General features: G+C 47.8%; 24 protein-coding genes, 1 pseudogene and 1 riboswitch. Of the genes and pseudogenes, 16 read left to right on the top strand and 9 right to left on the bottom strand.

Annotated features, from left to right (window positions below; translation table 11 throughout):
• Window positions 1–155: 155 nt before the first annotated feature.
• A complete protein-coding gene (locus tag GVY42_RS05860; protein ID WP_159562591.1) occupies window positions 156–599 on the top strand; it encodes a DUF86 domain-containing protein in 444 nt (147 codons plus the stop codon).
• A 4-nt stretch (window positions 600–603) separates the two neighbouring features.
• A complete protein-coding gene (locus GVY42_RS05855; RefSeq protein WP_159562590.1) occupies window positions 604–1,383 on the top strand; it encodes a TIGR01457 family HAD-type hydrolase in 780 nt (259 codons plus the stop codon).
• Between the two features lie 19 nt (window positions 1,384–1,402).
• Here the strand turns inward: GVY42_RS05855 and GVY42_RS05850 are convergent, their stop codons facing one another.
• The gene (locus tag GVY42_RS05850; RefSeq protein WP_012726833.1) at window positions 1,403–1,630 is read right to left on the bottom strand and encodes a NifU family protein; all 228 of its coding nucleotides are present in this window, start codon (window positions 1,628–1,630) and stop codon (window positions 1,403–1,405) included.
• A 129-nt stretch (window positions 1,631–1,759) separates the two neighbouring features.
• Between GVY42_RS05850 and GVY42_RS05845 the strand changes: the two genes are divergently transcribed.
• Complete coding sequence (locus tag GVY42_RS05845) at window positions 1,760–2,065, top strand: YuzD family protein (protein WP_074036383.1); 306 nt, start codon at window positions 1,760–1,762, stop codon at window positions 2,063–2,065.
• Between the two features lie 167 nt (window positions 2,066–2,232).
• Window positions 2,233–3,519, top strand: a complete 1,287-nt coding sequence (locus GVY42_RS05840) for a globin-coupled sensor protein (RefSeq protein ID WP_159562589.1) — start codon at window positions 2,233–2,235, stop codon at window positions 3,517–3,519.
• Window positions 3,520–3,610: 91 nt separating this feature from the next.
• Here the strand turns inward: GVY42_RS05840 and GVY42_RS05835 are convergent, their stop codons facing one another.
• Window positions 3,611–5,041, bottom strand: coding sequence for a S8 family serine peptidase (locus tag GVY42_RS05835; protein ID WP_159562588.1), 1,431 nt, complete (start codon window positions 5,039–5,041; stop codon window positions 3,611–3,613).
• 240 nt (window positions 5,042–5,281) lie between these two features.
• Window positions 5,282–6,337 (bottom strand): NAD(P)/FAD-dependent oxidoreductase, encoded by a 1,056-nt coding sequence (locus tag GVY42_RS05830; protein WP_074036387.1) that lies wholly within the window; start codon window positions 6,335–6,337, stop codon window positions 5,282–5,284.
• Window positions 6,338–6,435: 98 nt separating this feature from the next.
• On the opposite strand from GVY42_RS05830, the gene GVY42_RS05825 reads away from it, so the two are divergent.
• Together GVY42_RS05825 and GVY42_RS05820 are read left to right on the top strand one after the other, a co-directional pair.
• Window positions 6,436–6,672 (top strand): YuzB family protein, encoded by a 237-nt coding sequence (locus GVY42_RS05825; protein WP_012726828.1) that lies wholly within the window; start codon window positions 6,436–6,438, stop codon window positions 6,670–6,672.
• A gap of 204 nt (window positions 6,673–6,876) precedes the next feature.
• On the top strand, window positions 6,877–8,088 hold the full coding sequence (locus GVY42_RS05820) for a NupC/NupG family nucleoside CNT transporter (RefSeq protein WP_074036391.1): 1,212 nt from the start codon (window positions 6,877–6,879) through the stop codon (window positions 8,086–8,088).
• 41 nt (window positions 8,089–8,129) lie between these two features.
• Here GVY42_RS05820 and GVY42_RS05815 read toward each other — a convergent pair whose 3' ends face one another.
• Window positions 8,130–8,702, bottom strand: a complete 573-nt coding sequence (locus tag GVY42_RS05815; protein WP_159562587.1) for a nucleotidyltransferase family protein — start codon at window positions 8,700–8,702, stop codon at window positions 8,130–8,132.
• A gap of 69 nt (window positions 8,703–8,771) precedes the next feature.
• Window positions 8,772–9,359, bottom strand: a complete 588-nt coding sequence (locus tag GVY42_RS05810) for an ECF transporter S component (protein ID WP_012726825.1) — start codon at window positions 9,357–9,359, stop codon at window positions 8,772–8,774.
• Window positions 9,360–9,522: 163 nt separating this feature from the next.
• A riboswitch (FMN riboswitch) is annotated at window positions 9,523–9,665 on the bottom strand.
• Between the two features lie 97 nt (window positions 9,666–9,762).
• Here GVY42_RS05810 and GVY42_RS05805 point away from each other — a divergent pair.
• A complete protein-coding gene (locus GVY42_RS05805) occupies window positions 9,763–10,119 on the top strand; it encodes an iron-sulfur cluster assembly accessory protein (RefSeq protein WP_074036395.1) in 357 nt (118 codons plus the stop codon).
• A gap of 33 nt (window positions 10,120–10,152) precedes the next feature.
• On the opposite strand, the gene GVY42_RS05800 is transcribed toward GVY42_RS05805, so the two are convergent.
• The gene (locus GVY42_RS05800) at window positions 10,153–10,392 is read right to left on the bottom strand and encodes a hypothetical protein (RefSeq protein WP_047795133.1); all 240 of its coding nucleotides are present in this window, start codon (window positions 10,390–10,392) and stop codon (window positions 10,153–10,155) included.
• A gap of 127 nt (window positions 10,393–10,519) precedes the next feature.
• Here GVY42_RS05800 and GVY42_RS05795 point away from each other — a divergent pair, with 127 nt between their 5' ends.
• Entirely contained in the window at window positions 10,520–11,374 is an 855-nt protein-coding gene (locus GVY42_RS05795) for an NAD-dependent epimerase/dehydratase family protein (protein ID WP_012726822.1), read from the top strand.
• Window positions 11,375–11,414: 40 nt separating this feature from the next.
• On the opposite strand, the gene GVY42_RS05790 is transcribed toward GVY42_RS05795, so the two are convergent.
• Window positions 11,415–12,392 (bottom strand): NAD(P)/FAD-dependent oxidoreductase, encoded by a 978-nt coding sequence (locus GVY42_RS05790; protein WP_012726821.1) that lies wholly within the window; start codon window positions 12,390–12,392, stop codon window positions 11,415–11,417.
• Between the two features lie 263 nt (window positions 12,393–12,655).
• On the opposite strand from GVY42_RS05790, the gene GVY42_RS05785 reads away from it, so the two are divergent.
• From GVY42_RS05785 to GVY42_RS05760, 6 genes and pseudogenes are all read left to right on the top strand, one after another.
• Window positions 12,656–13,867: an NAD(P)/FAD-dependent oxidoreductase gene (locus GVY42_RS05785; protein ID WP_074033515.1), complete on the top strand. Its 1,212-nt coding sequence runs from the start codon at window positions 12,656–12,658 to the stop codon at window positions 13,865–13,867.
• A gap of 126 nt (window positions 13,868–13,993) precedes the next feature.
• Window positions 13,994–14,311, top strand: a complete 318-nt coding sequence (locus tag GVY42_RS05780) for a YuiB family protein (protein WP_047795135.1) — start codon at window positions 13,994–13,996, stop codon at window positions 14,309–14,311.
• Between the two features lie 104 nt (window positions 14,312–14,415).
• Window positions 14,416–15,261 carry a glucose PTS transporter transcription antiterminator GlcT gene (gene glcT, locus GVY42_RS05775; protein ID WP_159562586.1) on the top strand — a complete coding sequence of 282 codons (846 nt, stop codon included), beginning with the start codon at window positions 14,416–14,418 and terminating at the stop codon, window positions 15,259–15,261.
• Between the two features lie 221 nt (window positions 15,262–15,482).
• A pseudogene (gene ptsG / locus GVY42_RS05770) lies at window positions 15,483–16,982 on the top strand (glucose-specific PTS transporter subunit IIBC); the annotation flags it as partial.
• Between the two features lie 137 nt (window positions 16,983–17,119).
• Window positions 17,120–19,159: a glucose-specific PTS transporter subunit IIBC gene (gene ptsG / locus GVY42_RS05765; protein WP_159562585.1), complete on the top strand. Its 2,040-nt coding sequence runs from the start codon at window positions 17,120–17,122 to the stop codon at window positions 19,157–19,159.
• A 124-nt stretch (window positions 19,160–19,283) separates the two neighbouring features.
• Complete coding sequence (locus GVY42_RS05760; protein WP_159562584.1) at window positions 19,284–20,117, top strand: aldo/keto reductase; 834 nt, start codon at window positions 19,284–19,286, stop codon at window positions 20,115–20,117.
• 50 nt (window positions 20,118–20,167) lie between these two features.
• Here the strand turns inward: GVY42_RS05760 and ptsP are convergent, their stop codons facing one another.
• The gene (gene ptsP / locus GVY42_RS05755) at window positions 20,168–21,886 is read right to left on the bottom strand and encodes a phosphoenolpyruvate--protein phosphotransferase (protein ID WP_074036404.1); all 1,719 of its coding nucleotides are present in this window, start codon (window positions 21,884–21,886) and stop codon (window positions 20,168–20,170) included.
• Between the two features lie 325 nt (window positions 21,887–22,211).
• Between ptsP and GVY42_RS05750 the strand changes: the two genes are divergently transcribed.
• On the top strand, window positions 22,212–23,654 hold the full coding sequence (locus GVY42_RS05750; protein WP_159562583.1) for a leucyl aminopeptidase: 1,443 nt from the start codon (window positions 22,212–22,214) through the stop codon (window positions 23,652–23,654).
• Between the two features lie 132 nt (window positions 23,655–23,786).
• Window positions 23,787–24,446, top strand: coding sequence for a DUF429 domain-containing protein (locus GVY42_RS05745; protein ID WP_074036406.1), 660 nt, complete (start codon window positions 23,787–23,789; stop codon window positions 24,444–24,446).
• Between the two features lie 10 nt (window positions 24,447–24,456).
• On the opposite strand, the gene ytvI is transcribed toward GVY42_RS05745, so the two are convergent.
• A complete protein-coding gene (gene ytvI, locus GVY42_RS05740) occupies window positions 24,457–25,590 on the bottom strand; it encodes a sporulation integral membrane protein YtvI (protein ID WP_074036407.1) in 1,134 nt (377 codons plus the stop codon).
• Window position 25,591: the final 1 nt, after the last annotated feature.

The raw sequence follows: 25,591 nt of genomic DNA, 5'->3' as shown, positions 1-25,591 counted from the left end.
GTTGTACCCTCCACGTTATCTCTGTTAAATGTGTTATACTTTTTACGGCTTAAACCCGTTGATTAGTGTATCACATTTTTATAAATGATGTAAATAGGGCAGGTTCTTTTCTCCAGAACGAAAAAGGATTAGTATTAACAGCAGGGGGGATCATCATGTATTTTGTGAATAGAGAGAAGATTAATCAGACACTGGAACAAATGGAGACGATGTTAGCACATACGGACCAACTGAGCGGAGATGCGTTCACGGTAGAACTTGCGAAACAACGAATGGCTGTCCTCCTGATGGAAGGGGTCATCGACGTAGGGAACTCGATGATTGACGGATTCATCATGCGAGACCCGGGTAGCTATGAAGATATTGTCGACATTCTGCTCGATGAACGCGTGCTCGATGAGAAGACGGGTAATGCCACCAAGGCGCTCGTCGGATTGCGTGCATACTATGTCCGTGAGTTCGTCGATGCAGACGCGTCACGCTTTGATGAATGGGTGAAGATGTCGAAACAAGACTTCACAGCGTTCTCCACGCAAGTTCGTCGCTACTTAGAGGTCGAACTTGGACCAGTGTCCGCATTCTTGCCAGAAAGCGAGTGATTGGATGGAACCGATAAAAGGATATTTGTTTGATTTAGATGGTACGATGTATGCAGGAACAGAGCCCGTTCAAGCTGCTGTCGATTTTGTAAACGAGTTAGAAGCTACGGGCGTCCCATACTTATTCGTCACGAATAACGCCTCGATGACACAACAGCAGATTGCGGATAAGTTGATTTCAATGGGGGCAAATGTGAAGGCAGAAAACGTCTTGACGAGTGCGATGGCGACGGCTTTTTATATTGAGAAGATGTCACCGGGCGCGACCGTCTATATGATTGGCGAAGACGGACTCCGACTCGCCTTAGAATCTCGTGGGTTCCACGTCACGGACGAACCGAAAGCGGACTATGTGGTCATCGGTCTCGACCGTCACATCACGTATGAGAAGTTGGCGCGAGGGGCGATCGCCATTCGTTCGGGAGCCCGATTCATTTCGACGAATGGGGATATCGCCATTCCGACAGAACGAGGGTTTTTACCGGGGAACGGGTCGCTCACATCCGTGTTGACGGTGACGACAGAAAAAGAACCATTCTTTATCGGGAAGCCAGAACCGGTCATGATTGATATTGCACTCGACATGATTGGATTGACGAAAGAGGATGTCGTGATGGTAGGGGATAACTATCATACAGATATTCTATTCGGGATCAATGGGGGAATCCGTACAATTCACGTCAACTCAGGTGTACACGGTCCAGCATTTATTCAAGAACAAGAAAAACTCCCGACCTATATGGTTGAGAGTTTAAATGAATGGAAGCATGAAAAAAAGGGATGACGAATGTCTCCCTTTTTGCTTAGAATACTTGTTCTACTTCGACGATGCCTGGTACTTCTTCGATGAGCGCACGCTCAATACCGGCTTTTAGCGTGATTGTTGAAGACGGGCAGCTGCCGCAAGCACCCATCAAACGGAGCTTGACGATGCCTTCTTCCACATCAACGAGTTCGACGTCTCCGCCGTCACGAAGCAAGAACGGACGCAATTTATCGAGCACTTCTTGGACTTGATCAAACATTTCCATGGTATCTACCCCTTTCTCGTTCTACTTTATTCTAGCAAGTTTGAGAGTGTTTCTCAATCATTTACGCTGAGCGTTTCGTCATCGGGAGTGGGGAAGATTTTTGTATAATGGTTTCGAGGGGGAATGAATATGAAAATCACGGTTTATGGGGCAGAGGTTCAATGTGCCAGTTGTGTCGGTGCACCGAGTTCGACCGAGACGTATGAGTGGTTGCAAAGTGCGCTCGGACGCAAGTATCCGGAGCAGTCCTTTTCTTTCGAGTACATCGATTTCGAACAGAGTGAGGACGAGTTTGCCCTGGCGCTTAAAGACGATGAATGGTTTTATCCGCTCGTCTTGCTCGACGGAGAAGTGATTGACGAAGGGGTCGTTCAGTTACGAAAAGTGTATGCGGCAATTGAGGCGAAACAAGGATCCGTCAATCATATAAAATAGTGAGCAAGTGGACGAACCATGCGATAGCAAGGTTCGTTTTTTGTTTACCTATAATTTAGAAAAAGATTTTACAACTTTTGTCTCTCGGGCTAAACTGAACATAACTTGTATAAATTTTATAATATTTTGAAAATTAATAAACCTGTTTATTAAAGGAGGACTATTTGATGTTTGCCCGAAAACGAAATATGCCGATCCATTTAGACACCTCGTCCCAAATGGAGCACTTGTTGATCGCACTTCCCGATGAGTTGGAACGACAACGTCAGTTGATTCGTCTCGAACGTGAGGATTTAGCTTATTTACGTGCGTATCAACAGGAATTACGTCAATTGACACCTCGGTTGGTTGATGTGTTTTATGAAGAGCTCGAAAAGATCGACGAGATGAGAGAGTTGATTCGGCAACATTCGTCATCGGACAAACTAAAACTCACTCTTTCTAACCATATAATGGAGATGTTTGAAGGGAAGTTGAATGAAGCATATATCAATCGACGTCTCGCCATCGCCAAACGTCATTATCTGATCGGTCTGAAAGGGAAATGGTATATGGCGGCCTTCCAAAAAATATTCGAGACGCTCGTCTTATCGATTCAACATGAGCAGCTCGATGCGGACTCGAAAATGAGGTTGATGATGGCCGTCTCGAAAATCTTTAACTTCGAGCAACAAATCGTGCTCGAGATGTTTGACGATGAAGCAGACGTCGTTCGTGACCAGATGCAACACGTGAAAGATGAAATCAGTCAAACGATTCAGCAGGCGAGTGAAGATTTGGCCGCCCTCTCACAAGAAGTCATGGCTAGTTTTCAGTCGATGAATGAGCGGGCAGATGATATGAAGCATTCGAGTTCACTCACACAGACGAAGCTTCGGACGGTACTTCACTCTTCAGTGAGTGGGAAAGATACGATTTTATCAGAGACGGGACGACTTGACGAAATCGCGCGTGACCTTTCCGACTCGGCCCAAGAAATCAAGGCACTCGAAAGATTGATGAATGAGATCATGACGATTGCGGATTCGGTGAAGCAAATTGCCAACCAGACGAACTTGTTGAGTTTGAATGCGGCCATCGAAGCAGCAAGGGCAGGCGAACAAGGGAAAGGGTTCCAAGTCGTCGCATCAGAAGTACGAACGCTCGCGAGTCAATCGAAACAAGCGGCGGAAGAGGTGGAGGATTTGGTGAAGCGTCTCACGAATCAGATGGAAGAGACATCGAGCCGCGTCTTATCGACCGAGCAAGAGATGAAGCAGACGATGGGACGGATCAATGAAGTGACGGATGCCTTCCTCCAAATTTCGGGTGATTCGGAGCATGCTGACGGACAGATGGGGAGCCTCGCTGGTGATATCGATGAGATTGTGGAATCCATTGCCGAACTCAAGCGTGCCACGACCCAGATTGCGACGTCTTCGACACAGCTGATGGATACCGCGCAACGACTATAAGTGGGCAAACTATAAAAAAGACGAACCAGGTCGCATAACACGACTTGATTCGTCGATCGACAAGGTCGAGCGATGCGCTCGACTTTTTCGTTTAGAGAAGCTGGAACGATGACGTCGCTGAACCAGCCGTGTAGCCGGTAAGCGTCGCATCAGACTTCACTTGATACGTTCCGCGTTGTGACCAAGAATTCGTCGAGAGTGTGAATGTGATGGCTCCTGATGAATTCGTCTTGCCTGTACCGACAAGCGTTGTACCGTTCGGTTGTGTGACCGTCACACGAACATCGGCGTTTGCGACCGCTTGGCCATTTGAATTTCGTACTGCCGAAGAAATCGAGACGACTTCACCAGCGTAGTAAGAAGACTTCGATGTCGAGACTGTCGTCGTGAGTGCTTGGACAGGTTGCGTCGTACCACCAGAAGTCGGGGATTGGACAAGTCCGTTCCCGAACCATGTGTCGCGACCTGTTGTACCAAGGTCGATGGAGTCTTGCGACAATTTTGTACGGAGTTGTGTGCTCGATAGCGTAGGGAACGCCTGTTTCATGAGTGCGAGGTTACCCGCCACATACGGTGTCGCCATTGATGTTCCGCTCATTTGACCGTAGCCCCCGTTTGAGAGGGTCGAGTTGATGCCGACACCAGGTGCTGCCACTTCGACAGTGCTACCTGTCGCCGAGAACGAGGCGCGGTTGTTGTTGATATCTGTTGCAGCAACAGCAATTGCCGAACTGTAACGAGCCGGATAGTTGACGAGGTCACCCGATCCATCGGTACGACCATTGTTACCCGCTGCCGCGACGACAAGGATGCCTGCATTATTGGCACGATCGACAACTTGTTGGAGCGTCGTCGATGGACTTGTCGTCCCGAGGCTCAAGTTGATGATATCCATATCATTAGTGATCGACCAGTCAATCCCGGCAACGATACTCGATAAGCTACCACTTCCGTTCGCCTCAAGAGCTTTGACGGCGTAAATGCTTGCCTCGTGTGCAATCCCGACTGTTCCGATGCTATTGTTACGTGCACCGATAATCCCGGCTACGTGTGTACCGTGACCGTTGTCATCAGCATACGAACTCGTGACCGTGCTAAATGAGGCACCACCAGCGATTGTTAAATCGGGGTGGGGCGAAATCCCTGTGTCGACGACGGATACTTTGACACCTTTCCCTGTGAATCCACTCTGCCAAGATGAAGGAGCCTTTAGTTTAGGAATCCCCCAGTCTTGTGTTTGATTCTCAATCTGTACGATTTGATCCACTTCCACGTGTGCGACGTTCGGGTTATTCTTCAGTCCATTCAAAGCAGCTTTCGGAACTTCGAGTGCTGCTGCAGGAATATTCGAATACTGTTGTTTAACTTCCATGCCTTCAATCGACAGCGGAATTTTCTTTGCCGATTCCTTGAAAACGACGATGACACGTTCTTTCTCTTTATTTGGGGCGGCATCCGCGCCCCCAGGTACGGTTGACAAGACGAGTAATGTGGCGAGGACGGAGCTACAGATTTTTTTCAACTTGTTTCCTCCTTTAAGGTATGTAGGCAAGATGACGGGCTGTCCAACTGCCGTGACCATAGAGTAACAAGTTTTACCAACGTGTAGAATACGCCAATGGCATTAAATATCTGAATATTTAGATAAGGATACAGGGGATTCAGATACAAGACTTTTGACTCAATCGTTAGAAAAATGAATAGAAATAACAGATGAACAAATTAAAAAAGCGAACCAGCCAGAGGCTCGTTCGCAATGTATTCATTTAATGACTTTATGTTTCCAAAGGATACCGGACTTTAATAGTCGGGCTACTTTCCCGGTGAGTGATTGTTTCCCCATAAACACCCCAAAGCCAGCCTTCTTCCCGAGGGAACCGAGCGTCCCTTTCAGTTTGATGTCGGGTAATTCTGGATAATTGATACCTTTCCATTTGCAAAGCAAGACTTGAACGATCTGTTCGGCTTGGGCTTCGGCAAGTTGTCCGGACGGTGCGTACGGTAAGCTCGCATTGTCACCAACGACAAACACGTCCGGCAGTCCAGGAACAAAGTGATGTTCCGTCAATTTGACACGTCCGCCTCCATCGAGTTCCCAACCTTGATTCCGTACAACGGCGACCGGTTGAATCCCGGCCGTCCATACGGTCAGATCAGATGGGAATAAGTCTTCATGGTTCCATAATCCGTCAGCATCGACACGTGTGATGTTCGCATTATTGATGACTTCGACGCCGTGCTCCTCGAACCAAGATTGTACGTACATCGAGACACGATTAGATAAGAAAGACAGAACGGATGGTCCGCGGTCGAATAAACGGACCGTCAAATCAGGCCGGCTCTCACGAAGTTCGCTGGCGAGTTCGACACCAGATAGACCGGCACCGACGACAGAAACGACCGAACCTGGTCGCAGACCGTTGATCGCTTGTTGTGTCTTACGTGACTCTTCCAGTGTTTGAATACTGTACGTGAATTCGGCTGCCCCTTGAACGTTGTGGTATTTGTCTTCGCATCCTAATCCGATGACGAGGTCGTCGTAGGGCACTTTTTCTCCACTCGCGAGCAGAACCATTTTGTCTTCGGTGTCGATGTCCGTGACCTGTCCGTATATGTAATCGATTTCATCCGGAAAGTCGATGCGAATATCGCGGTCCGAGACCGTTCCTGCGGCCAGTGCGTAATACTCAGTTTTCAATCCATGATAAGGCAAGCGATCGACGAGCGTGACCGAGATGTCTTGTAACTGATGTCCAAGTACTCTCTCAATCACACGCATTCCCCCGTAACCGCCTCCTAAGACGACTAATTTGCGCATAATAATCCCCCTTTGTTACTCTTCAACTGTATCATGTTATAATCTGCCGTAGAAGAACCATTTTCCGATAATTCACGTAAAGAAAGACGGTGACATATATGATGAATCCGATCATCGAATTTTGTGCTTCGAATTTGGCGATGGGCTCACAAATTGCCCGGGCTAAATTAGAGTCCGACCCTGATCTTGATGTGGTCGAATATGGCTGTACAGGCTATTGTGGTGTCTGTTCCCTTGATCTCTTTTGCCTCGTAGACGGGGAAGTGGTGACGGGTGAAACACCAGAAGAGCTCGTGACGAAGGTGTATGAAAAAATCGAAGAGATGGCATGGTAAAAAGTTTGAGGAAATGACCTCAAACTTTTTTATTTCACCCGTTGCATTTTAAAAAGAGGGATGTTATATTCTAAGAGGTTCGAATGTAGGTTGTCTGACGTTTAACAACGATAAAAAGAAAGCGTTTCAAACGGTAGGACACATCTCTTTTCGGGTATGACACATATAATTGGTTTTGTTTAATATGAAAGGAGCACAACATCAATGAAAATCATGAGTGTGGTTGGTATTTTGGCACTAATTGCAATCGCTTACATCTTCTCTACCAACCGTAAAGCCATCAAATGGCGCACGGTCTTGGCAGCGTTCGCTGTTCAATTCGCATTTGCATTCCTCGTCTTATATACGGCATGGGGACGTAAGGCGCTTGAATGGATCTCAAATGGGGTTCAAGCTGTCTTGAACACAGCGGGTGACGGGATTGCCTTCGTATTCGGAACAGCAGTCGGTGGCGACAACTTCGTTTTCGCATTCCAAGTCCTTCCGATTATCATCTTCATGTCATCATTAATCGCATTGCTTTACTACCTTGGCGTCATGCAGTGGGTCATCCGTATCCTCGGTACTGCCCTTGCGAAAGCACTTGGTACGTCACGTAAAGAGTCACTTTCAGCAACAGCGAACATTTTCGTCGGTCAAACGGAAGCACCGCTTGTCATCAAGCCGTACCTTCCTACAATGACACAGTCTGAGCTCTTCGCAGTCATGGTCGGTGGACTCGCATCGGTTGCCGGATCTGTACTTGCAGGTTATGCAGCACTCGGTGTACCACTCGAATACTTGCTCGCAGCGAGCTTCATGGCAGCGCCAGCAGGTCTCTTATTCGCGAAAATCATCGTACCAGAAACAGAAGAGTACGATGACGACATCGAGATTGTAGAAGATGAAGAAGACAGAGCGGCGAACTTCGTCGATGCAGCGGCACGTGGTGCTTCTGACGGTCTCTTCCTTGCCTTGAACGTCGGTGCGATGCTTCTTGCATTCGTTTCATTGATTGCGCTCGTCAACTTGATCCTCGGTTCAGTTGGTGGACTCTTCGGATTTGATAGCTTGTCACTCGAATTGATTCTCGGTTACGTCTTCGCGCCACTTGCATTCGTGATTGGTGTACCATGGGCGGATGCTGTACAATTCGGTAGCTTCCTCGGTCAAAAACTAGTCTTGAACGAATTCGTTGCTTTCTCTGAGTTTGCTCCAATCATCGGTTCTGGTGATTTGTCAGCTCGTACAGAAGCGATGATCGCATTCGCACTTTGTGGTTTCGCAAACATCTCGTCACTCGCGATCCTTCTTGGTGGTCTTGGTGGTATGGCGCCAAACCGTCGTGGTGACATCGCACGCATGGGTGTTCTCGCGATTCTTGCAGGTACGCTTGCAAACTTGATGTCAGCTACATTGGCTGGACTTCTTCTTTAATCGGTATAAGAAAACGCGATCACTTCGGTGGTCGCGTTTTTTTAGTATGAGAAGGATGTATGTATGGTGATGTTTGGCCACTTGGCGGACCAGTTCTTTTGCTGCAACCGCTCCAGATAGATGGGGTGCTTTGAAGAGTTCGAATCAAAGGGTGGTGTCGGTATAACGTGCATGTTGATCAAGTCGTGAATGCCGTGTGGGGCAGCGAGGGTGAGGGAACCATCCGATTGAAGACGTACCCCGATCGCGGTGACGGTCTCAGGAAAATGTGCCAACGCATCGACCGATGAAGCATAGGGTGGAAGGTTGTTGACGTGATGCATTCTCGCTTGATTTTTGACAGACCAAGGTACATCGGGGATGAGGCGGAATAATCGCTGTTCGAGTTGTTTTTCGACTGCTTCCTCTGGTTGGTTTGGGTCGAAATAAATCACATCTACATCATCTGTTTTAGTCGATGTTTCGTATCCGTGAAGGTGGTCCCAGACTTTTGAACGAATATATCCCGCACAAATCCACCAATCCGGTAAATCGAGGCTGGCGACGGCGTGGAGAAGCTTTATGAGCTCGGCGTCTTGTTTTAGAAAATGAACCAAATCCTGTTCGTCTGTCATAATGACTGCCCCTCCTTACAATATGGTTGAAAAAAGCACCTAGGCAACGCCTAGATGCTCGTATATTGATTATGCTTGAAGTTGTACGCGTTGACGTTCGATCCACGGCTTCAATTTCAAGAAGAGTGGGACGAAGAGCGCGCTGATCAAGATCGCTTTAATCAAGTTGAACGGTAAGATCCCGTAAAGGACAAGATCCGTTTTCACCGCCGGGTCGGCCATGTCTGCCATTCCGAAGAAGAAGGCGTAGGCTGGCAAGATGACGAGATAGTTTAAGATGGCGAGGCTAAGAGCCATTGTGATTGTACCGGCAAGTAATCCAGAAGCGAGTGCTTTGTTTGACTTGCGCTTATGGTAGAACCAGGCAACTGGGTACATGAATGCGACACCTGCGAAGAAGTTTGCGACTTCCCCGACTGGAACGCCGCCACCGTTAAAGACGTAGTACAAGACGTTTTTCAAACCGACGACCACGACTCCTGCGAGTGGGGAAAAGACGATTCCGGCAATGAGTGCAGGAATGTCACTAAAGTCCACTTTAAGGAATGGCGGTAAAAATGGGAGCGGAAAGTTGAATAGCATGAGAACGAACGAAATCGTCCCGAGCATCGCCAAAGTCACCATTGTTGTCAGTCGTTTGTTGCGCGTAGTTTTCATCAGAATCTCTCCTTTAGGTCGCTCCTCGATGAATGGCATCCGTCGCATATAAAAACCCGATTGCAATGAAGACAATCGGGAGAGTTTACGCGCATACGAAATAGATGTTTTCCGAGGTGGAAAAGTCCACGTCAAAGAAAACATCCGGATATCGGTCGGATGCCGCCATCTTCTCCCATCCAGACTATACTGTCGGCTTTCGAATCTCACGAAATCAGCAAGCAACGCCTTGCTCGCTCACGGGCTGAGAAGAATATATTCTTCAATACCGCCGGTCGGGAATTTCACCCTGCCCCGAAGATGGAACGATTTAATTTTTTTTGTTACAGTTTAGTTATACAAGATAATCCACAAGATGACAAGTCAATTGACTTGAATTGAAGATATATGAGGAGGAGTTCAGATGATTCATTTAACAGAGTCAGCCGCACTTCAAGTGCTAGAGATGATGAAACAGACGGAACGCCCAGATGCTCAATACTTGCGAGTGAAGGTACAAGGTGGCGGATGTACAGGACTTTCATACGGGATGGGCTTCGACGAGGAGAAAACGGACAAAGACATTCAATTCGACCATCATGGTGTCCGCGTCATCGTTGCGGAAGTGGATCATGGGGTCGTTGATGGCCTCGAGATTGATTATAAGCAGTCGATGCTCGGTGGCGGTTTCACAATTAAAAACCCAAATGCGATTGCAACATGCGGTTGCGGTTCGAGTTTCCGGACAGCGACGAATGCAGGTACGCCAGGAGAATGCTAAAGAATAAGAACCGATCGCGAGTGCGATCGGTTCTTATTCTTCTTCTGTCAAAATCAACCGAATGACTTTTGCAGTTACGTCGAGTTCGATGTGATGTTGCCAAGGCCGAAAGCCTGTGATTGTACACGTGTCATTCGTGATGCGGAATGAGCAGACACTCTCTTCCTCTTGATCGAGGACAGAGTAACGACTGAAATCAGATAAGCTCTGATAGATCGCATACTGTGGTGGTAGTTCATACGTCCATCCTTTTTCTAACATGATTTGGTGCATATTCGAGCCCCCTAACAAGTCTTTACTTATTAGAATAGCAAGAATACGTGTAAAAGTGGTAGATTAGTCTGTTTCTTTGAAGGGAAAATGAGTAGGGACGTCATTACAAATGGGAGGATTCAGGGTCATGAGAAAAGTATTGATATTCGGAGGGTCACGCTATTTCGGAAAACGGCTCGCATTGCGACTTGCTGAAGCAGGGGATGATGTGACGATTGTGACGAGAGGGCAACTACAGGTGCCGGAAGCTGAAGGGATTCGGTCTGTCAAAGGAGACCGGCAATCGGTCGCGACGATGAAAGACTTGGCCCGCGAACGGTACGACCTCGTCTATGACAACATTTGTTTTACTCCGTATCAGGCAAAAATCGCCTCGGATGCGTTCATGGACAAAGTCGGGAAATATGTGCTCACGTCGACGATGTCGGTCTACGCGCCTGGTCCTGATTTAAAAGAGAGCGACTTCAATCCGCTCCATTACGAATATCATCTTGAATCCGAACATGACTACGGACAAGGGAAACGCGAGGCGGAATCATTCTTCTTCCATCGCGCCTCTTTCCCGGTGGCGACCGTACGATTACCGATCGTGTTAGGTCCGGATGACTATACAGACCGATTGAAGTTTTATGTAGATGCAATCCGGAACGAGGAACCGGTTGTCTTGCATCACCCGGAAGCAAAGATGGGCTTCATCTCGAGTGCGGAAGCGGCCGCCTTCTTAGAATGGGTCGGTCGTGCCAATGTGACAGGACCGTTCAATGCGGCGAGTGATGGACTCATCTCGATGGGGGCCTTGATGGAGCGAATCGGTCAACACGTCGGAAAACCCGTCCATATTATAAAAGATGGAGACTCGTCGCCGTATGATTCGGATGTCGACTATTATATGTCGATTGCTGAGGCGAAGAAGGCGGGATTTGTGTTTACGCAACTCGATGACTGGATTGACCGGGTCATCGTTCAAACGATGAAAAGATAAAAAACGCTTCTGTGGATGTGGTCCACAGAAGCGTTTTTGGTTATTTCCCAGCAAATACAGATGTCGAGTGTTGCGGATGACGAGCAGTCGGATCCACGAGCTGTTTCACTTGGTTGATGGCGATTGGGGCTTCACCGAAACCGGTCGCAATCAATTTTACTTTCCCTTCGTATGTCGCGATATCACCGCAAGCGAAGATGCCGGCAACGGTCGTTTCCATACGTGAATCGACACGGATTGTGTTTTTCTCGAATTCCATTCCCCAGTTCTTGATTGGACCGAGCGATGAAACGAATCCGTAGTTACAAATCAAATCATCGATTTCAACGATTTTTGATTCGCCATCCTTATCTGTCAATTCGACAGATTCGATGTGTGTCTCACCAGACAGTGACTCGATGTTGTAAGGCGTAAGGACGTTAATCGTCGATGCCTTCATCTGTTCTACCGTATGTTCATGAGCACGGAAGCGGTCACGACGGTGAACGATGTGTACTTCTTTTGCGATTCCTTCAAGCATGAGTGCCCAGTCGACGGCTGAATCGCCACCGCCGGCAATCATGACACGGCGATCACGGAATTTCTCCATGTTGTCAACAAAGTAATGAAGGTTGGCATAATCTTCGCAGCCATCAAGACCGAGTGGGCGGGCTGAGAAGGCACCGTTTCCGGCTGTGATGATGATGGCTTTCGTATGATACTCTTCTTTGTTCGTCGTCAATACGAAAGTGCCGTCCTCGAGGCGTTCGACCGTTTCCACCGTTTCGCCGAGGCGGTAGTCTTGTTCGAATTGATCGGCCTGAGCTTTTAGTTGATCAATCAAGTCCTGTGCTTTCACTTTCGGGAAACCGGCAATATCATAAATATATTTTTCAGGATAGAGCGTTGATAACTGACCACCGAGTTGCGGTAAGCTTTCAATCAACGTCGTATCGAGTTGGCGCATGCCTGCATAAAATGCGGTGAACAGTCCGACTGGGCCGCCACCGATGATGATTACATCTTTCGTCGTCTTCATCGAATTCCTCCTCAAAGCGTATACATCTATTATAGAGAGTTTATTGAATTAAATCCATTCAGTACAAACATGCAACACTTTCAAAAAAAATTCAAGAAGATAAGCTTTTCCATTGAGAATTCAAATTAAAGAGCGTACAATGAAACAGAAGCAATTGTGAACAGATGTTGAACAAGAATAGGCTTTATTGTGAACGTCTATGTGAAGAAACACACAACATAGTTGTTCAAAAAAACAAAATTTTAAACAAGGTGGAAATGAACATGAAACGACCTAACATTGTTATTCTTGGTGCGGGCTTCGGTGGACTCATCACAGCCGTCAACCTTCAAAAGACACTCGCTGCAGGTGATGCGAACATTACGCTTATCAACAAGCATGATTATCACTACCAAACGACATGGCTTCACGAACCAGCTGCTGGAACGATGAACCCAGACCAAGCACGCATCTACATTAACGATATTGTGAACCCGTCACGTGTGAAACTTGTCAAAGGGATCGTCGATCGCGTCGATACTGCTGCGAAACAAGTTACACTCGAAGATGGTTCAGTTGTCGAATACGACTATGTCGTCATCGGTCTTGGCGGTGTACCTGAAACGTTCGGTATCCCAGGCTTGAAAGAAAATGCGATGACAATCAGCTCGTTGAACAGTGTTCGTAAAATCAAAGAGCACATCGAATATTCATTCGCTCAATATAAAACAAATGGTTCTTCTGACAATTCGTTCGTGACGATCGTTGTCGGTGGTGCTGGATTCACAGGAATCGAATTCCTCGGTGAAATCGTCAACCGGATTCCAGAGCTTTGCAAACAATATGACGTTCCACGCGAAGCGGTTCGCATCGTCAACATTGAAGCAGCACCAACAGTTCTTCCTGGTTTCGACCCAGAACTCACAACGTACGCACAGAAATGGTTGGAACGTAACGGTGTCGAGATGAAACTTGGTAACGGAATCAAAGGTGTCGAGCCAGGTGTGGTGACATTCGGTCCACTTCAAGGTGACACGACAGAAACGATTCGTGCCAACACGATCATCTGGACAGGTGGCGTAAGTGGTAGCCCGATCATCGAAAAATCAGGATTTGAAGCGGTCCGTAACCGTGTCATGGTGGAAGCGGACAACCGTGCACCAGGTCACGATAACGTCTTCATCATCGGTGACTGCTCAGCGGTCATGGATCCTGCATCGAACCGTCCATACCCACCGACGGCACAAATCGCGACACAACAAGCACACAACGTTGCGAAAAACATTGCGGCGCTCATCAATGGAAAATCGACATCGAAGTTCACTTACGAGAGCAAGGGAACGGTCGCTTCACTCGGACATAACGATGGAATCGGAATCGTGATGGGCAAGAAGATCTTCGGTCGCAACGCTTCGTTCATGAAAAAAGTCATCGACAACAAACACTTCATCGAATTGAAAAAGTACGGACTCGTCCTTAAAAAAGGGAAGTTCTAATTTCATGATTGCACGGCTCGTTCTATCTCAGAACGGGCTGTTTTTCTTTCGAAATTGTCATAGGAAGTTCTTTGACCTCGTTGGTCGAAATTTTGTATAATGAAGAGCGGACAAGGGGGGCAATACATGCATATTATCCAAGCAGTCATTGGAGCCGTTTTATATATGACGATTTTTTTCAGTATCGGCTTCATCTTGAATATGTTACTTAAAAAGACATGGACACTTGTGTTCATTTATCCGATTTTTGTCATCATGATGATTGATAATGTCAAACTTTCGAGTTACGTGACCGAGACATCGACCGCGCTTACGAGTGTCTATGAAGGACTCGTCGGGTTGCAACTTCTCGATTTATTCATGCTCGGCTTTGGATTGCTAGGTGCAATTCTAGCTGGTGTGACGATTCGTTTCTTACGAAAGAGCGGTTATTCAATGTTTTAATTGGCGACAGAAATGTTCGCCTTTTTTGTTTTGTCCCTACTTTTTTAGGGCATGAACCGATATACTAGATAGCGAAACGATTTTTAGTAAGGGATGCGATGCGAATGACATTACCGATGTATACGATCAAAAAAGTGTTGAATAATAGCGTTGTCATTTGTCAACATGATACGGATCCGGAAGTCATTCTACTCGGGAAGGGGATTGGCTTTGGCAAAAAACCAGGCGACCTCGTCGACCCGGCCAGCGTCCCGGAGAAAGTGTATCAACTGACAGATAAAGAAGAGCAATCACAATATCAGGAACTCGTCAAACATGTCGACGAGGACTTCATTGCGTTCATGCAAGAGATTGTTGGCTTCATTGAGATGAGTACAGGCAAGAAAGTCGATGAGCACATCCATATCGGTTTGACCGATCACTTATTCTTCACGATGAAGCGAATCGAACAAGGGATGGAAGTGACGAATCCGTTTTTACTCGAGACGGAATCACTCTACCCAAACGAGTTTGCGCTCGCGGAACGGATTGTCGATATGTTCCATGAACGATTGAACGTTTTGCTCCCGGATGCGGAAACAGGGTTTATCGCCCTTCATATTCACTCGGCGACGACGTTCAAAAACGTCCTCGAGGTCAACCGTCATAATCAAATCATCGGGCAAATTGTTCAGACGATTGAGAGTCGTTTGAACGTGAAAATGGACCGGACATCACTCGATTATAAGCGCTTACTTCGGCACTTAAGGTACGCCGTTGAGCGGGTCGCGACAGGTGAGACGGTTGAGGCACCACAAAAAATTGAAAAGGTGTTGCGCGACGAATATCCGCTATGCTATAGTACTGCTTGGGAGCTGATGGGCATCATGGAACGCGAATTAAAGCGTCCCGTCCCACGAGGTGAAGCGACATATTTGACGATGCATCTCCAGCGCCTAACAAGTAGATAAATGATACCACGTGTCTTACGTGTTACTGATTCGATCAGGCATGAGTAAGGAGTGGAACGTTATGTGATGTCTCCATTGGGAGAGGTCTACGTTCTATCCTTATTCATGCCTTTTCTGTTTTTATAAACGTGATTTATGAAAACGTTTAGATACGTCGGTTGTCTGACATCTACGCCGCTATCATATTGTTTATACGTACTTAAAAAAAGGAGGAAATGTTGATGTTTAAGCAGATCTTTGGTGTTCTTCAAAAAGTCGGTAAAGCACTTATGCTTCCTGTTGCGATCTTGCCGGCAGCCGGTCTTCTTCTTGCATTCGGTAACGCAATGCAAAACCCACAACTTACATCACGCGCTGGTTGGTTAACAAACGAAGGTGTCGTGAAATTCGCTCAATTGATGGAGCAAGCAGGTGGAATCATCTTCTCGAACTTGGCGCTCTTGTTCGCAGTCGGTGTCGCCATCGGTTTAGCAGGTGACGGGGTAGCCGGACTTGCAGCAATCGTTGGATTCTTGATCATGAACAAAGTCATGGGTGTTTGGCTCGAACTCACACCTGAAGTATTGGCACAAGGTGATCCAGCTTACGCGAACGTACTCGGTATCCCAACACTCCAAACAGGGGTATTCGGAGGGATTATCATGGGTCTCATCGCCGCATGGGCCTATAACAAGTACTTCAATATCGAATTGCCACAGTTCCTTGGTTTCTTCGCTGGTAAACGTTTCGTTCCAATCGTAACGGCAGTTGCAGCCGTTGTTGCTGGTTTCGTCCTACTATTAGTATGGCCACCAGTTCAGCACGGATTGAACTCATTCTCAAACTTCATGTTGAATGAAAACCGTACATTCGCAGCGTTCATCTTCGGTTTAATCGAACGTTCATTGATTCCATTCGGTCTTCACCACATCTTCTACTCACCGTTCTGGTTTGAATTCGGTTCATACACAGATGCAGCGGGTAACGTTGTACGTGGTGACCAAGCGATCTTCTTCGCACAAATTCGTGATGGCGCTGAATTGACAGCAGGTACGTTCATGACTGGTAAATTCCCGTTCATGATGTTCGGTCTTCCTGCAGCAGCACTCGCAATGTATCACGAAGCACGTCCTGAGCGTAAAGCGGTTGTCGGTGGTCTCTTGGCTTCTGCTGCCCTTACATCGTTCTTGACTGGTATCACAGAACCAATCGAGTTCTCATTCTTGTTCGTAGCACCACTTCTCTTCGCAGTACACGCAGTATTCGCAGGTCTTTCATTCATGACAATGCACATCTTGAACGTGAAAATCGGGATGACGTTCTCGGGTGGTTTGATCGACTTCTTGCTCTTCGGTGTTCTTCCAGGTCGTACGGCTTGGTGGCTCGTTATTCCAGTCGGTCTCGTGTTCGCGGTTGTTTACTACTTCGGATTCCGTTTCGTTATCCGCAAATTCAACCTTAAAACACCAGGTCGTGAAGATGAAGTTGTTGAACAGTCAACAGCTACTGGTTCGGAACTTGCACAAGATATCCTCGTCGGTCTTGGTGGCTCACAAAACATCAAGCACCTCGATGCATGTATCACACGTCTTCGTGTCGAAGTAAAAGATAAGAACCAAGTCAACAAAGATGAGTTGAAACGCCTTGGTGCATCTGGTGTACTTGAAGTTGGTAACAACATTCAAGCAATCTTCGGACCACGTTCGGACGCATTGAAATCAGAAATCCAAGCGGTCATCGCTTCAGGTAACGAAAAGAAAGCTAACTAATTGATGACCTAGACCAATCCTTCGGGGTTGGTCTTTTCTTTTTATGTGAAACGGTTTCATCCAAACGTTAGAGGGAAAAAGTAAGTATTCTGACAAAGGAGGGAACCATGATGTGGAAGAAAGTGTTTGGCGTTTTACAACGGGTCGGGAAAGCACTCATGCTTCCGGTTGCAATCTTACCGGCAGCCGGTCTTCTCTTGGCGTTTGGTACCGCATTCCAAAACCCGGACCTCGTTGAATTGCTCCCGTTTCTGGCGAATGACTCACTTGTCCTGATTTGGCAAGTCATGACAGATGCCGGGGACATCGTCTTCGCAAACTTAGGGTTACTGTTTGCCGTCGGGGTCGCGATTGGCCTGGCGAACGGGGACGGGGTTGCTGGTCTAGCAGCCATTGTCGGTTATTTGATCATGAACAAAGTCATTAGCACATGGAATGGGATTACCGCGGAAATCGCTCAAGGTGATCCGCAGTATGCCACCGTTCTCGGTATTCCGACACTCCAAATGGGGGTATTCGGGGGGATTATCGCAGGTCTTGTTGCAGCCTATGCGTACAACAAGTATTTCAACATCAAGTTGCCAGATTTCTTAGGGTTCTTTGCAGGGAAGCGGTTCGTCCCGATTGCGACGGCCGCATTCAGTTTGATTATCGGGATTGCGCTCGCATATATATGGCCACCGATTGGGAATGCGATCAACACGTTCTCAAGTACGGTCATCGAGGCAAACGTTGCCTTATCAGCATTCATCTTTGGATTAGTAGAACGTTCCTTGATTCCGTTCGGTCTTCACCATATTTGGTATTCTCCATTCTGGTTCCAATTCGGGGAGTATACGAACCAAGCCGGTGATCTCGTACAAGGTGACCAGCGGATCTTCTTCGCACAACTGCGTGACGGCGTGGAATTCACAGCCGGTACGTACATGACCGGGAAATTCCCGTTCATGATGTTCGGCTTACCAGCAGCCTGTCTCGCCATGTTCCACACGGTTCCGAAAGAACGACGGAAAGACGTCGAGGGTCTCTATTTCTCGGCTGCCCTTACGTCATTCTTGACAGGGATCACAGAACCAGTCGAATTCTCATTCGTTTTCGTTGCACCACTTCTCTTTGGAATTCACGCCGTCTTTGCGGGTCTCTCCTTCATGACGATGCATTTACTGAACGTCAAGATTGGGATGACATTCTCTGGCGGTCTCATTGACTATCTTCTCTTCGGAGTCTTGCCGAACCGAACCGCCTGGTGGCTCGTCATCCCGGTTGGTCTCGTCTTTGCGGTCATCTATTACTTCGGATTCCGTTTCGCCATTACGAAGTTCGACCTGAAAATCCCTGGACGTGACGTGCAGACCGGCACGAAAGCGGATCGAGCGGGCATCGGGGACGACTTACCGTATGAGGTGCTCGTGGGTCTAGGTGGACCTGAAAACATCAAACATTTGGATGCTTGTATCACGCGACTTCGTGTCACGGTAAATGATGTGAAACAAGTCGACAAAGACCTCCTGAAAACACTTGGTGCTGCCGGTGTTCTTGAAGTAGGGGATAACATTCAAGCCATCTTCGGACCAAAATCCGATACGCTCAAATCACAAATCGCGACCATCATCGAAGGTGGCGAGTATAAACCGAAAGAAAAAGTTGAAAAAGCGGTGATTACACCGGAAGCGGCTGAACAAGCCGATCATCGATTCTTGGCACCGATGTCAGGTGTATTGTTGTCACTCGATGATGTGCCAGATCAAGTCTTCTCTGGTCGCATGATGGGAGAAGGATTTGCGATCGAACCAAGCTCGGGTCAGGTCGTTTCTCCGGTGACGGGTCAAATCACGACATTCTTCCCAACGAAACATGCAATCGGTCTCTTGGCTGACGATGGACGTGAACTACTGATTCATGTCGGTCTCGATACGGTCAACCTGAAAGGGGAAGGATTCACGGCGAAAGTCGAAGAAGGCGCCCGGGTCGAAGCGGGAGACGTCCTTCTCGAAGTCGACCTCAGCGCGATTCGTGATAAAGTGCCGTCACTGATCACACCGATCATCTGGACGAACGGAGACGGAAAACTCGTCGTCGTACCGTTCGGTGAGACGGTCGTCGCGGGTGAAGCGCTCGACTTTAGAGCCGATGACAGAGGACCAGAATAAATGATTACGAGCCGCTCCTATCATGGCGCGGCTCGATTTGTGTAGTTACTTCAATGTGCCTTATTCCGGAAAAGGAGAATCCCCCTTATAGTGAAGGAGAATTCTCACGAAAGAAGGGGTACAAATGAAACAATCCATACAATTGAATCACGGTCAGAAAGCCATTCCTACTATTGGACTTGGCGTCTTCAAAGTTGAAGATGGGGATACAGTCATGGATGCAGTCGTCGAGGCGATTCGTCAAGGATACCGTCATATCGATACGGCAGCCGTTTATGAGAATGAAGAGGGGGTCGGTGTCGGAATCCGAAAAGGGATGAAAATCGCAAATATTTCCCGGGATGATTTATTTATCACATCGAAACTATGGAACGCCGATCAAGGTTACGATGCTGCCATCTCCGCCTACGAGGCGTCACTCGTTCGTCTTGGATTGGAACAGTTAGATTTGTATTTGATTCATTGGCCGGTGGAAGACAAGATGGTCGAGAGTTGGCGTGCCCTCGAAACGTTGTATCGAGAGGGACGTGTCGGGGCAGTCGGGGTGAGTAACTTCCAAATCCATCACCTCGAGACATTGGCTGCAAACAGTGACCTCGTTCCAGCCGTGAACCAAGTTGAACGGCATCCGTTGCTTCGTCAAACCGAGTTAGCATCGTATATGAGCGAGCACGGCATCGTACCGGTCGCTTGGGCACCGCTTATGCAGGGAGGGTTGTTCGAAGAGCAGATTTTAGTAGAGGTCGCAAAGGAAGTCGATCGTTCCGTCGCCCAGGTGTTGTTACGGTGGCATCTCCAAACGGGATGGGTGATTATTCCGAAATCCATCAAACCACATCGAATCGCAGAAAACTTCGATGTTCATGACTTTGAATTGACCAAAGATCAAATGGAACGAATCGACTCACTCGACCGATATCAACGTGTCGGTCCGGACCCAGACGATTTTGATTTCTAATGCAGTATATAAAAAAGTCCTTCTCTCGAGCGAGAGAAGGACTTTTGCCATTATTTCTTAATGTCGAACTTTTCGCTAAGGAAGTTTACGACTTCTTCAGCTGTGTCCATGTTGAGGACTTCGTTGACGATTGCTTCTGTTTCCGACTTCGTCAAGCGTTTCACGAGGCTACGCGCACGAAGGACGCTTGAAGCGGACATCGAGAATTCGTCGAGACCAAGACCGAGAAGAATTGGAATCGCGAGTTCTTCTCCAGCCATTTCTCCACACATGCCGACCCATTTGCCAGCTTTGTGTGCTTCAGTGATGACGTTGTGGAGAAGGTTCAAGATGGCAGGGTTGAACGGTTGGTACAAGTAAGAAACTTTTTCGTTCATCCGGTCAGCCGCCATCGTGTATTGAATCAAGTCGTTCGTTCCGACTGAGAAGAAGTCGACTTCTTTTGCGAATTGCTTCGCCATGACAGCGGTTGATGGGATTTCAACCATCATCCCTGTCTCATATTTTCCGACTTCGATTCCTTCTTCTTTCAACTTCGCTTCTTCTTCGAGAAGAAGGGCTTTCGCCGCGCGGAACTCTTCGAGTGTCGCAATCATTGGGAACATGATTGCGAGGTTACCGTGAGCTGAGGCACGGAGAAGGGCACGAAGTTGTGTGCGGAACAAATCTGTTTCCTCAAGGCAAAGGCGGATGGCACGATAGCCGAGGAACGGATTCATTTCTTTCGGGAGGTCAAGGTATGACAACTCTTTGTCGCCACCGATGTCGAGTGTACGGATGACGACTTGCTTGCCTTCCATGCCTTCAAGAACCGTTTTGTAAGCTGTGTATTGCTCTTCTTCAGTCGGGAACGTTTCAGAGTCCATATATAGGAACTCCGTACGATAGAGCCCGATTGCATCTGAACCGTTTTTCAAAACGCCTTCGAGGTCGTTCGGTGTCCCGATGTTCGCAGCAAGCTTCACTTTGTGACCGTCCGCTGTGATTGACTCTTCGTTGACGAGTTGCTTCAACTCTTCTTTGTACGCTTCAAAATCAGCACGTTTGCCTTCGTATTCTTTGACGAGATCTTCTGAAGGGTTGACGAAGACGTCACCTTCTGTACCGTCGATGATGACGAGGTCACCGTTTTTGATTTCTTCAAGGGCTACTTTTGTTCCAACGACGGCCGGAATTTCAAGTGAGCGTGACATGATGGCAGAGTGAGACGTACGTCCACCGATGTTCGTCGCGAATCCTTTGACGTATTTACGGTTAAGTTGTGCCGTGTCTGATGGTGTCAAATCTTCGGCAATGATGATGACTTCTTCTGAAATCGAAGCTGGAGTCACGAATGTCACTCCGAGAATGTGAGCCATGACACGTTTTGTGACGTCACGAACATCAGCTGCGCGTTCGCGCATGTATTCGTTATCCATTGATTCGAAAATCATAATCATCGTTTGGGCGACTTCGTCAAGTGCCTTCGCGGCGTTCATGTTTTCGCTTTCAATTTTGTCGTTCACTTGCGATACGATTTCTGGGTCCTCAACGATTAAAAGGTGAGCTGAGAAAATCTCGGCTTTGTCTGGACCGAGCTCACGAAGTGTATGTTCGCGAATTGCTTCAAGCTCCGTTTTAGATTGTGCGATCGCATCGTGGAAGCGAGCCTTTTCTGCAGCGACATCTTCAATCTTGTGTGATGGGATATCGAATGAAGGTGTCTCCATGACGAATGCTTTTGCAACTGCAATTCCTGCAGATGCACCAATACCTTTAATGTGTGACATAAGCGTAGTCCCTCTTTTCAAAGAAATAGTGTACTTTCCTGCCTCGTTACTTCATACCCGAAAAGAAAAAAGAATTAACGAGAACGGAGAAAGTTAAAGTAGCAACGGTCTACGACTAGGGGAAGCCTCGACCAGTCAAATTGGCCTCACTTCACGATGAAGAGAAGCCCGATTGCGTACTTTCTTATCCTATCATAAAATAAAACAACGTCACAACGAGGAGATAGCCCATGAATTCGAAGATTTCTTGACTCTTACGCATACTATTTCATTATTTTGGAGAAGTTCGTTATGCTTACCATATATATAGAAGGGAAGTGGCAATATGTATCAAATTGCTCAATTAAATTGGACCGATTCTTACGAGACAATCGTCTTCGGAATTGGAGCGGCTGATTCTATCGATGAGGGGCTCGACACATTGTTTGCTGGGCGCGTCAAAGCGCTTATTCAATCAGGAGACCTCTCTACGAAGACGGGGGAAGTGACAATCCTTCCGACATTCGCCGGGGAGACGACACGTGTCTTATTTGTCGGACTCGGTCAACGAAATGACATGACGACCGAGAATGTTCGGAATTGGTTCGGGAAAGTCGCGAAGCTGATCAAAGCACGTGGACTGAAGGACGTCGCGGTAGCGCTTGATACGTTTACGGAAGGAGCGGCGCGTATGTTTACAGAAGCGTATGAAATGGCGACCTATGCCCATCCTACATATAAGTCTGCTCCAAATGAAACGGTCGAAGAACCGACGATCACGTTGCTCGGTGACGTGGACCAGACGGATATCGATGCGGGTGTGGCTTATGGGAAAGGAGTCAATGTCGCTCGAATGTTGACGATGATGCCGGCCAATATTTTGACGGCGGAGACGTTAGCGGATTACGCGGTTGAGTTGGCGAAACGTCATGATTTCAAATACCGCATTCTTGAAAAAGAAGAAATGGAAGGACTCGGGATGGGGGCATTGCTCGCAGTGAACCAAGGTTCGACGATTCCGCCAAAATTGATTGTGCTCGAGTATCGCGGGGCAGAGGAAGAAGCTCCGATTGCCGTTGTCGGAAAGGGTGTCACATTCGACACAGGTGGCTATTCAATCAAGCCAAAAGATGGAATCGTCGGAATGAAAGGGGATATGGGTGGCGCTGCTACCGTCCTCGGATTGTTCGAAACCCTCGGATTGACACGACCAAAACGGAACGTGATTGGCATCATCGGTGCGACCGACAATATGATTTCTGGGGATGCGTTCAAACCGGATGATGTGATCACAGCCATGAATGGGAAGACGATTGAAGTCTTGAACACAGACGCTGAAGGACGCCTCGTCCTAGCGGATGCGGTCACATTTGCGAAAACGTATGAACCAAAAGCTATCATCGATGTAGCTACGCTCACAGGTGGCGTTCTTGTCGCCCTCGGTACAGACGTGACAGGCTGTCTGACAAATGATGATTCGCTCTATCGTTCGCTTGAAGCGGCGAGCCGTGAGACGAACGAGCTCGTGTGGCAGATGCCATACTTTGATGTCTTCATCGACAAGGTGAGAAAATCGGAAGTTGCCGACTTGAATAACTCACCAGGTCGTTTCGGCCATATGATTTTTGGTGGCGCATTTGTCGGTGAGTTTGTCGGCGATACACCATGGTTGCATCTCGATATTGCGGGAACGAGCGAACGAGCGGCAGCGAATGACCTCGGTCCGAAGGGGCCGACTGGTGTCATGGTTCGAACCCTCGCACGGATGATTGAATCGTGGGATCGGTAAGAGCAGCTGGAGTAATCGGTTTGGCGATTCTGTGTGGCTTATGCTACACGGTGTGGCCGAACCGTATTTGGTTAGGGAGTACAGTGTTTCTCGCCGTATTTGGCGTGTTGATGATGTTACAGGAGGTACGACATGGTAGGAGTAGGAATTGATGGTGCACGTGGTGGTTGGGTACGGATCACATATGACAGCATCTCACTTTGTTTAACGATTTCGGAGACGTTGGAGGAGTTGCTGATTGATGGTGCCATGCATTTTGTGGATATGCCGAAAGATTTAGGAACGGTCGACCATCCGAGCCGCGAATGCGATGCGTGGATGCGTTGCCGACTCAGCCAACGAAAGTCGTCCGTCTTCACTCCGCCGATTCAAGAGGTGTTGCAAGAAGCGACTTATGAGGAAGCGAATGAAAGGAGTCGGGCGTTGGTTGGCAAAGGAATTAGTAAACAAGCGTGGAATCTTGTTCCCCGTATCCGTGAGTTTCAGCAGGTGAAGGCAACTGACGTTTACGAATCACATCCGGAAGTTTGTTTTTCAGTCATGATGGGGCATGAGGCGAGTCATTCGAAAAAGACGGTCGAAGGGCAGGATGAGCGAATCGAGTTACTTCGGCAATACTCGAAAAGTTCTCCATGGAAATGGAAAATGTCAAACGTCCAAATCGACGATATTATCGATGCGTGCATCTTGGCGGTAGCTGCCTATGAAGCGGGGACAAGTGGTCTCTCGCTCCAGCCGGCGACATCCGATCAACCCGTAGTGGCTGTACCTCAAATGAAAAAAGAGCGATGAAATCAACATTTCATCGCTCTTTTGCTGTCGTCGTAGGCGGACCGACGATAAATCGCCATATGTAATGAAACACTTTGGCATTGTATACGGCTTTCAACAGGACGGCGAGTACGGGCCCGACGATAAAGCCGAGTACACCGAATAGCTTTAATCCAACGAAGATGGAGATGAGTGCGACCAGTGGATTCAATCCGATATGGGAACCGACAATTTTCGGTTCAGCCAAGTTGCGTTGGACGATGACGATGATATACAACACGACCAATCCGATGGCAACGAACCAATCACCTGTCACCGCGGCATAGGCGGCCCAAGGAATAAGTAGCGTACCGACCCCTAAATAAGGCAAGAGGTCAAAGAACCCCGCAAGTAAAGCGAAAGAGAGCGGGTTGTCAACACGAAGGATGAGCATCCCGATCAAGACGATCCCGAATGTGATGGAGATGAGCGTGAACTGGGCACGGACGTATCCAAATAGGGCAGACTTGAGGTTGATCATCACTTCCTCGAATTCTTTGAATCCTTTTCGTTTGTTCAGACGATTCAGTGAGTTGACGTATGATGGCCAATCCTTTGTGATGAAGAACCAGGCGAGGACAATGACGACCACGAGCAACAAGACGAGCGGGAGCGCCGCTAACATGTTTTGTAGCACACTGGCCACTCCGCGGGACAAGACACCAATCGCTGAGGCGAGTTGGACACCGAGCTCGGTGATTCCTCCCTCGAGCGAGGTCGTCTGTCCGGGATTTAACTGCTGATAGCTCTCGTATGCATCATTGACGAGCGGTGCGATTTTCTCATTGAACAGTCGTTGGATAAACTCGGTGAGTGTCTCAATTTGTTCAGGGAGTCGTTCCGCTGCCACCGTTGCATAATGAATCAATTGGATGATGACGATGGTGATGATTCCGACGACGATGCTAAGCACGATGATCAAGGAAATGAGAGTGCCGAGTGCACGAGGCATATTTGATTTTCGCTCGAAAAAGTTGACGAGCGGGACGGTCATCAAGGACAAGAGCAAGGCAAATACGAACGGATATGTATATTCGAAAAGTATATTCAATAGCCAAGTGATTAAAAAGAAACCGATAACGACGAGAATGAATCGAAGCAATTGCCAAAGTCTTGCCGACGACATG

The organism is Exiguobacterium sp. 8A (assembly GCF_902506275.1).
GTDB classification, from domain to species: Bacteria; Bacillota; Bacilli; order Exiguobacteriales; family Exiguobacteriaceae; genus Exiguobacterium; species Exiguobacterium profundum.
This window is presented reverse-complemented; position numbering and strand designations above follow the sequence as displayed.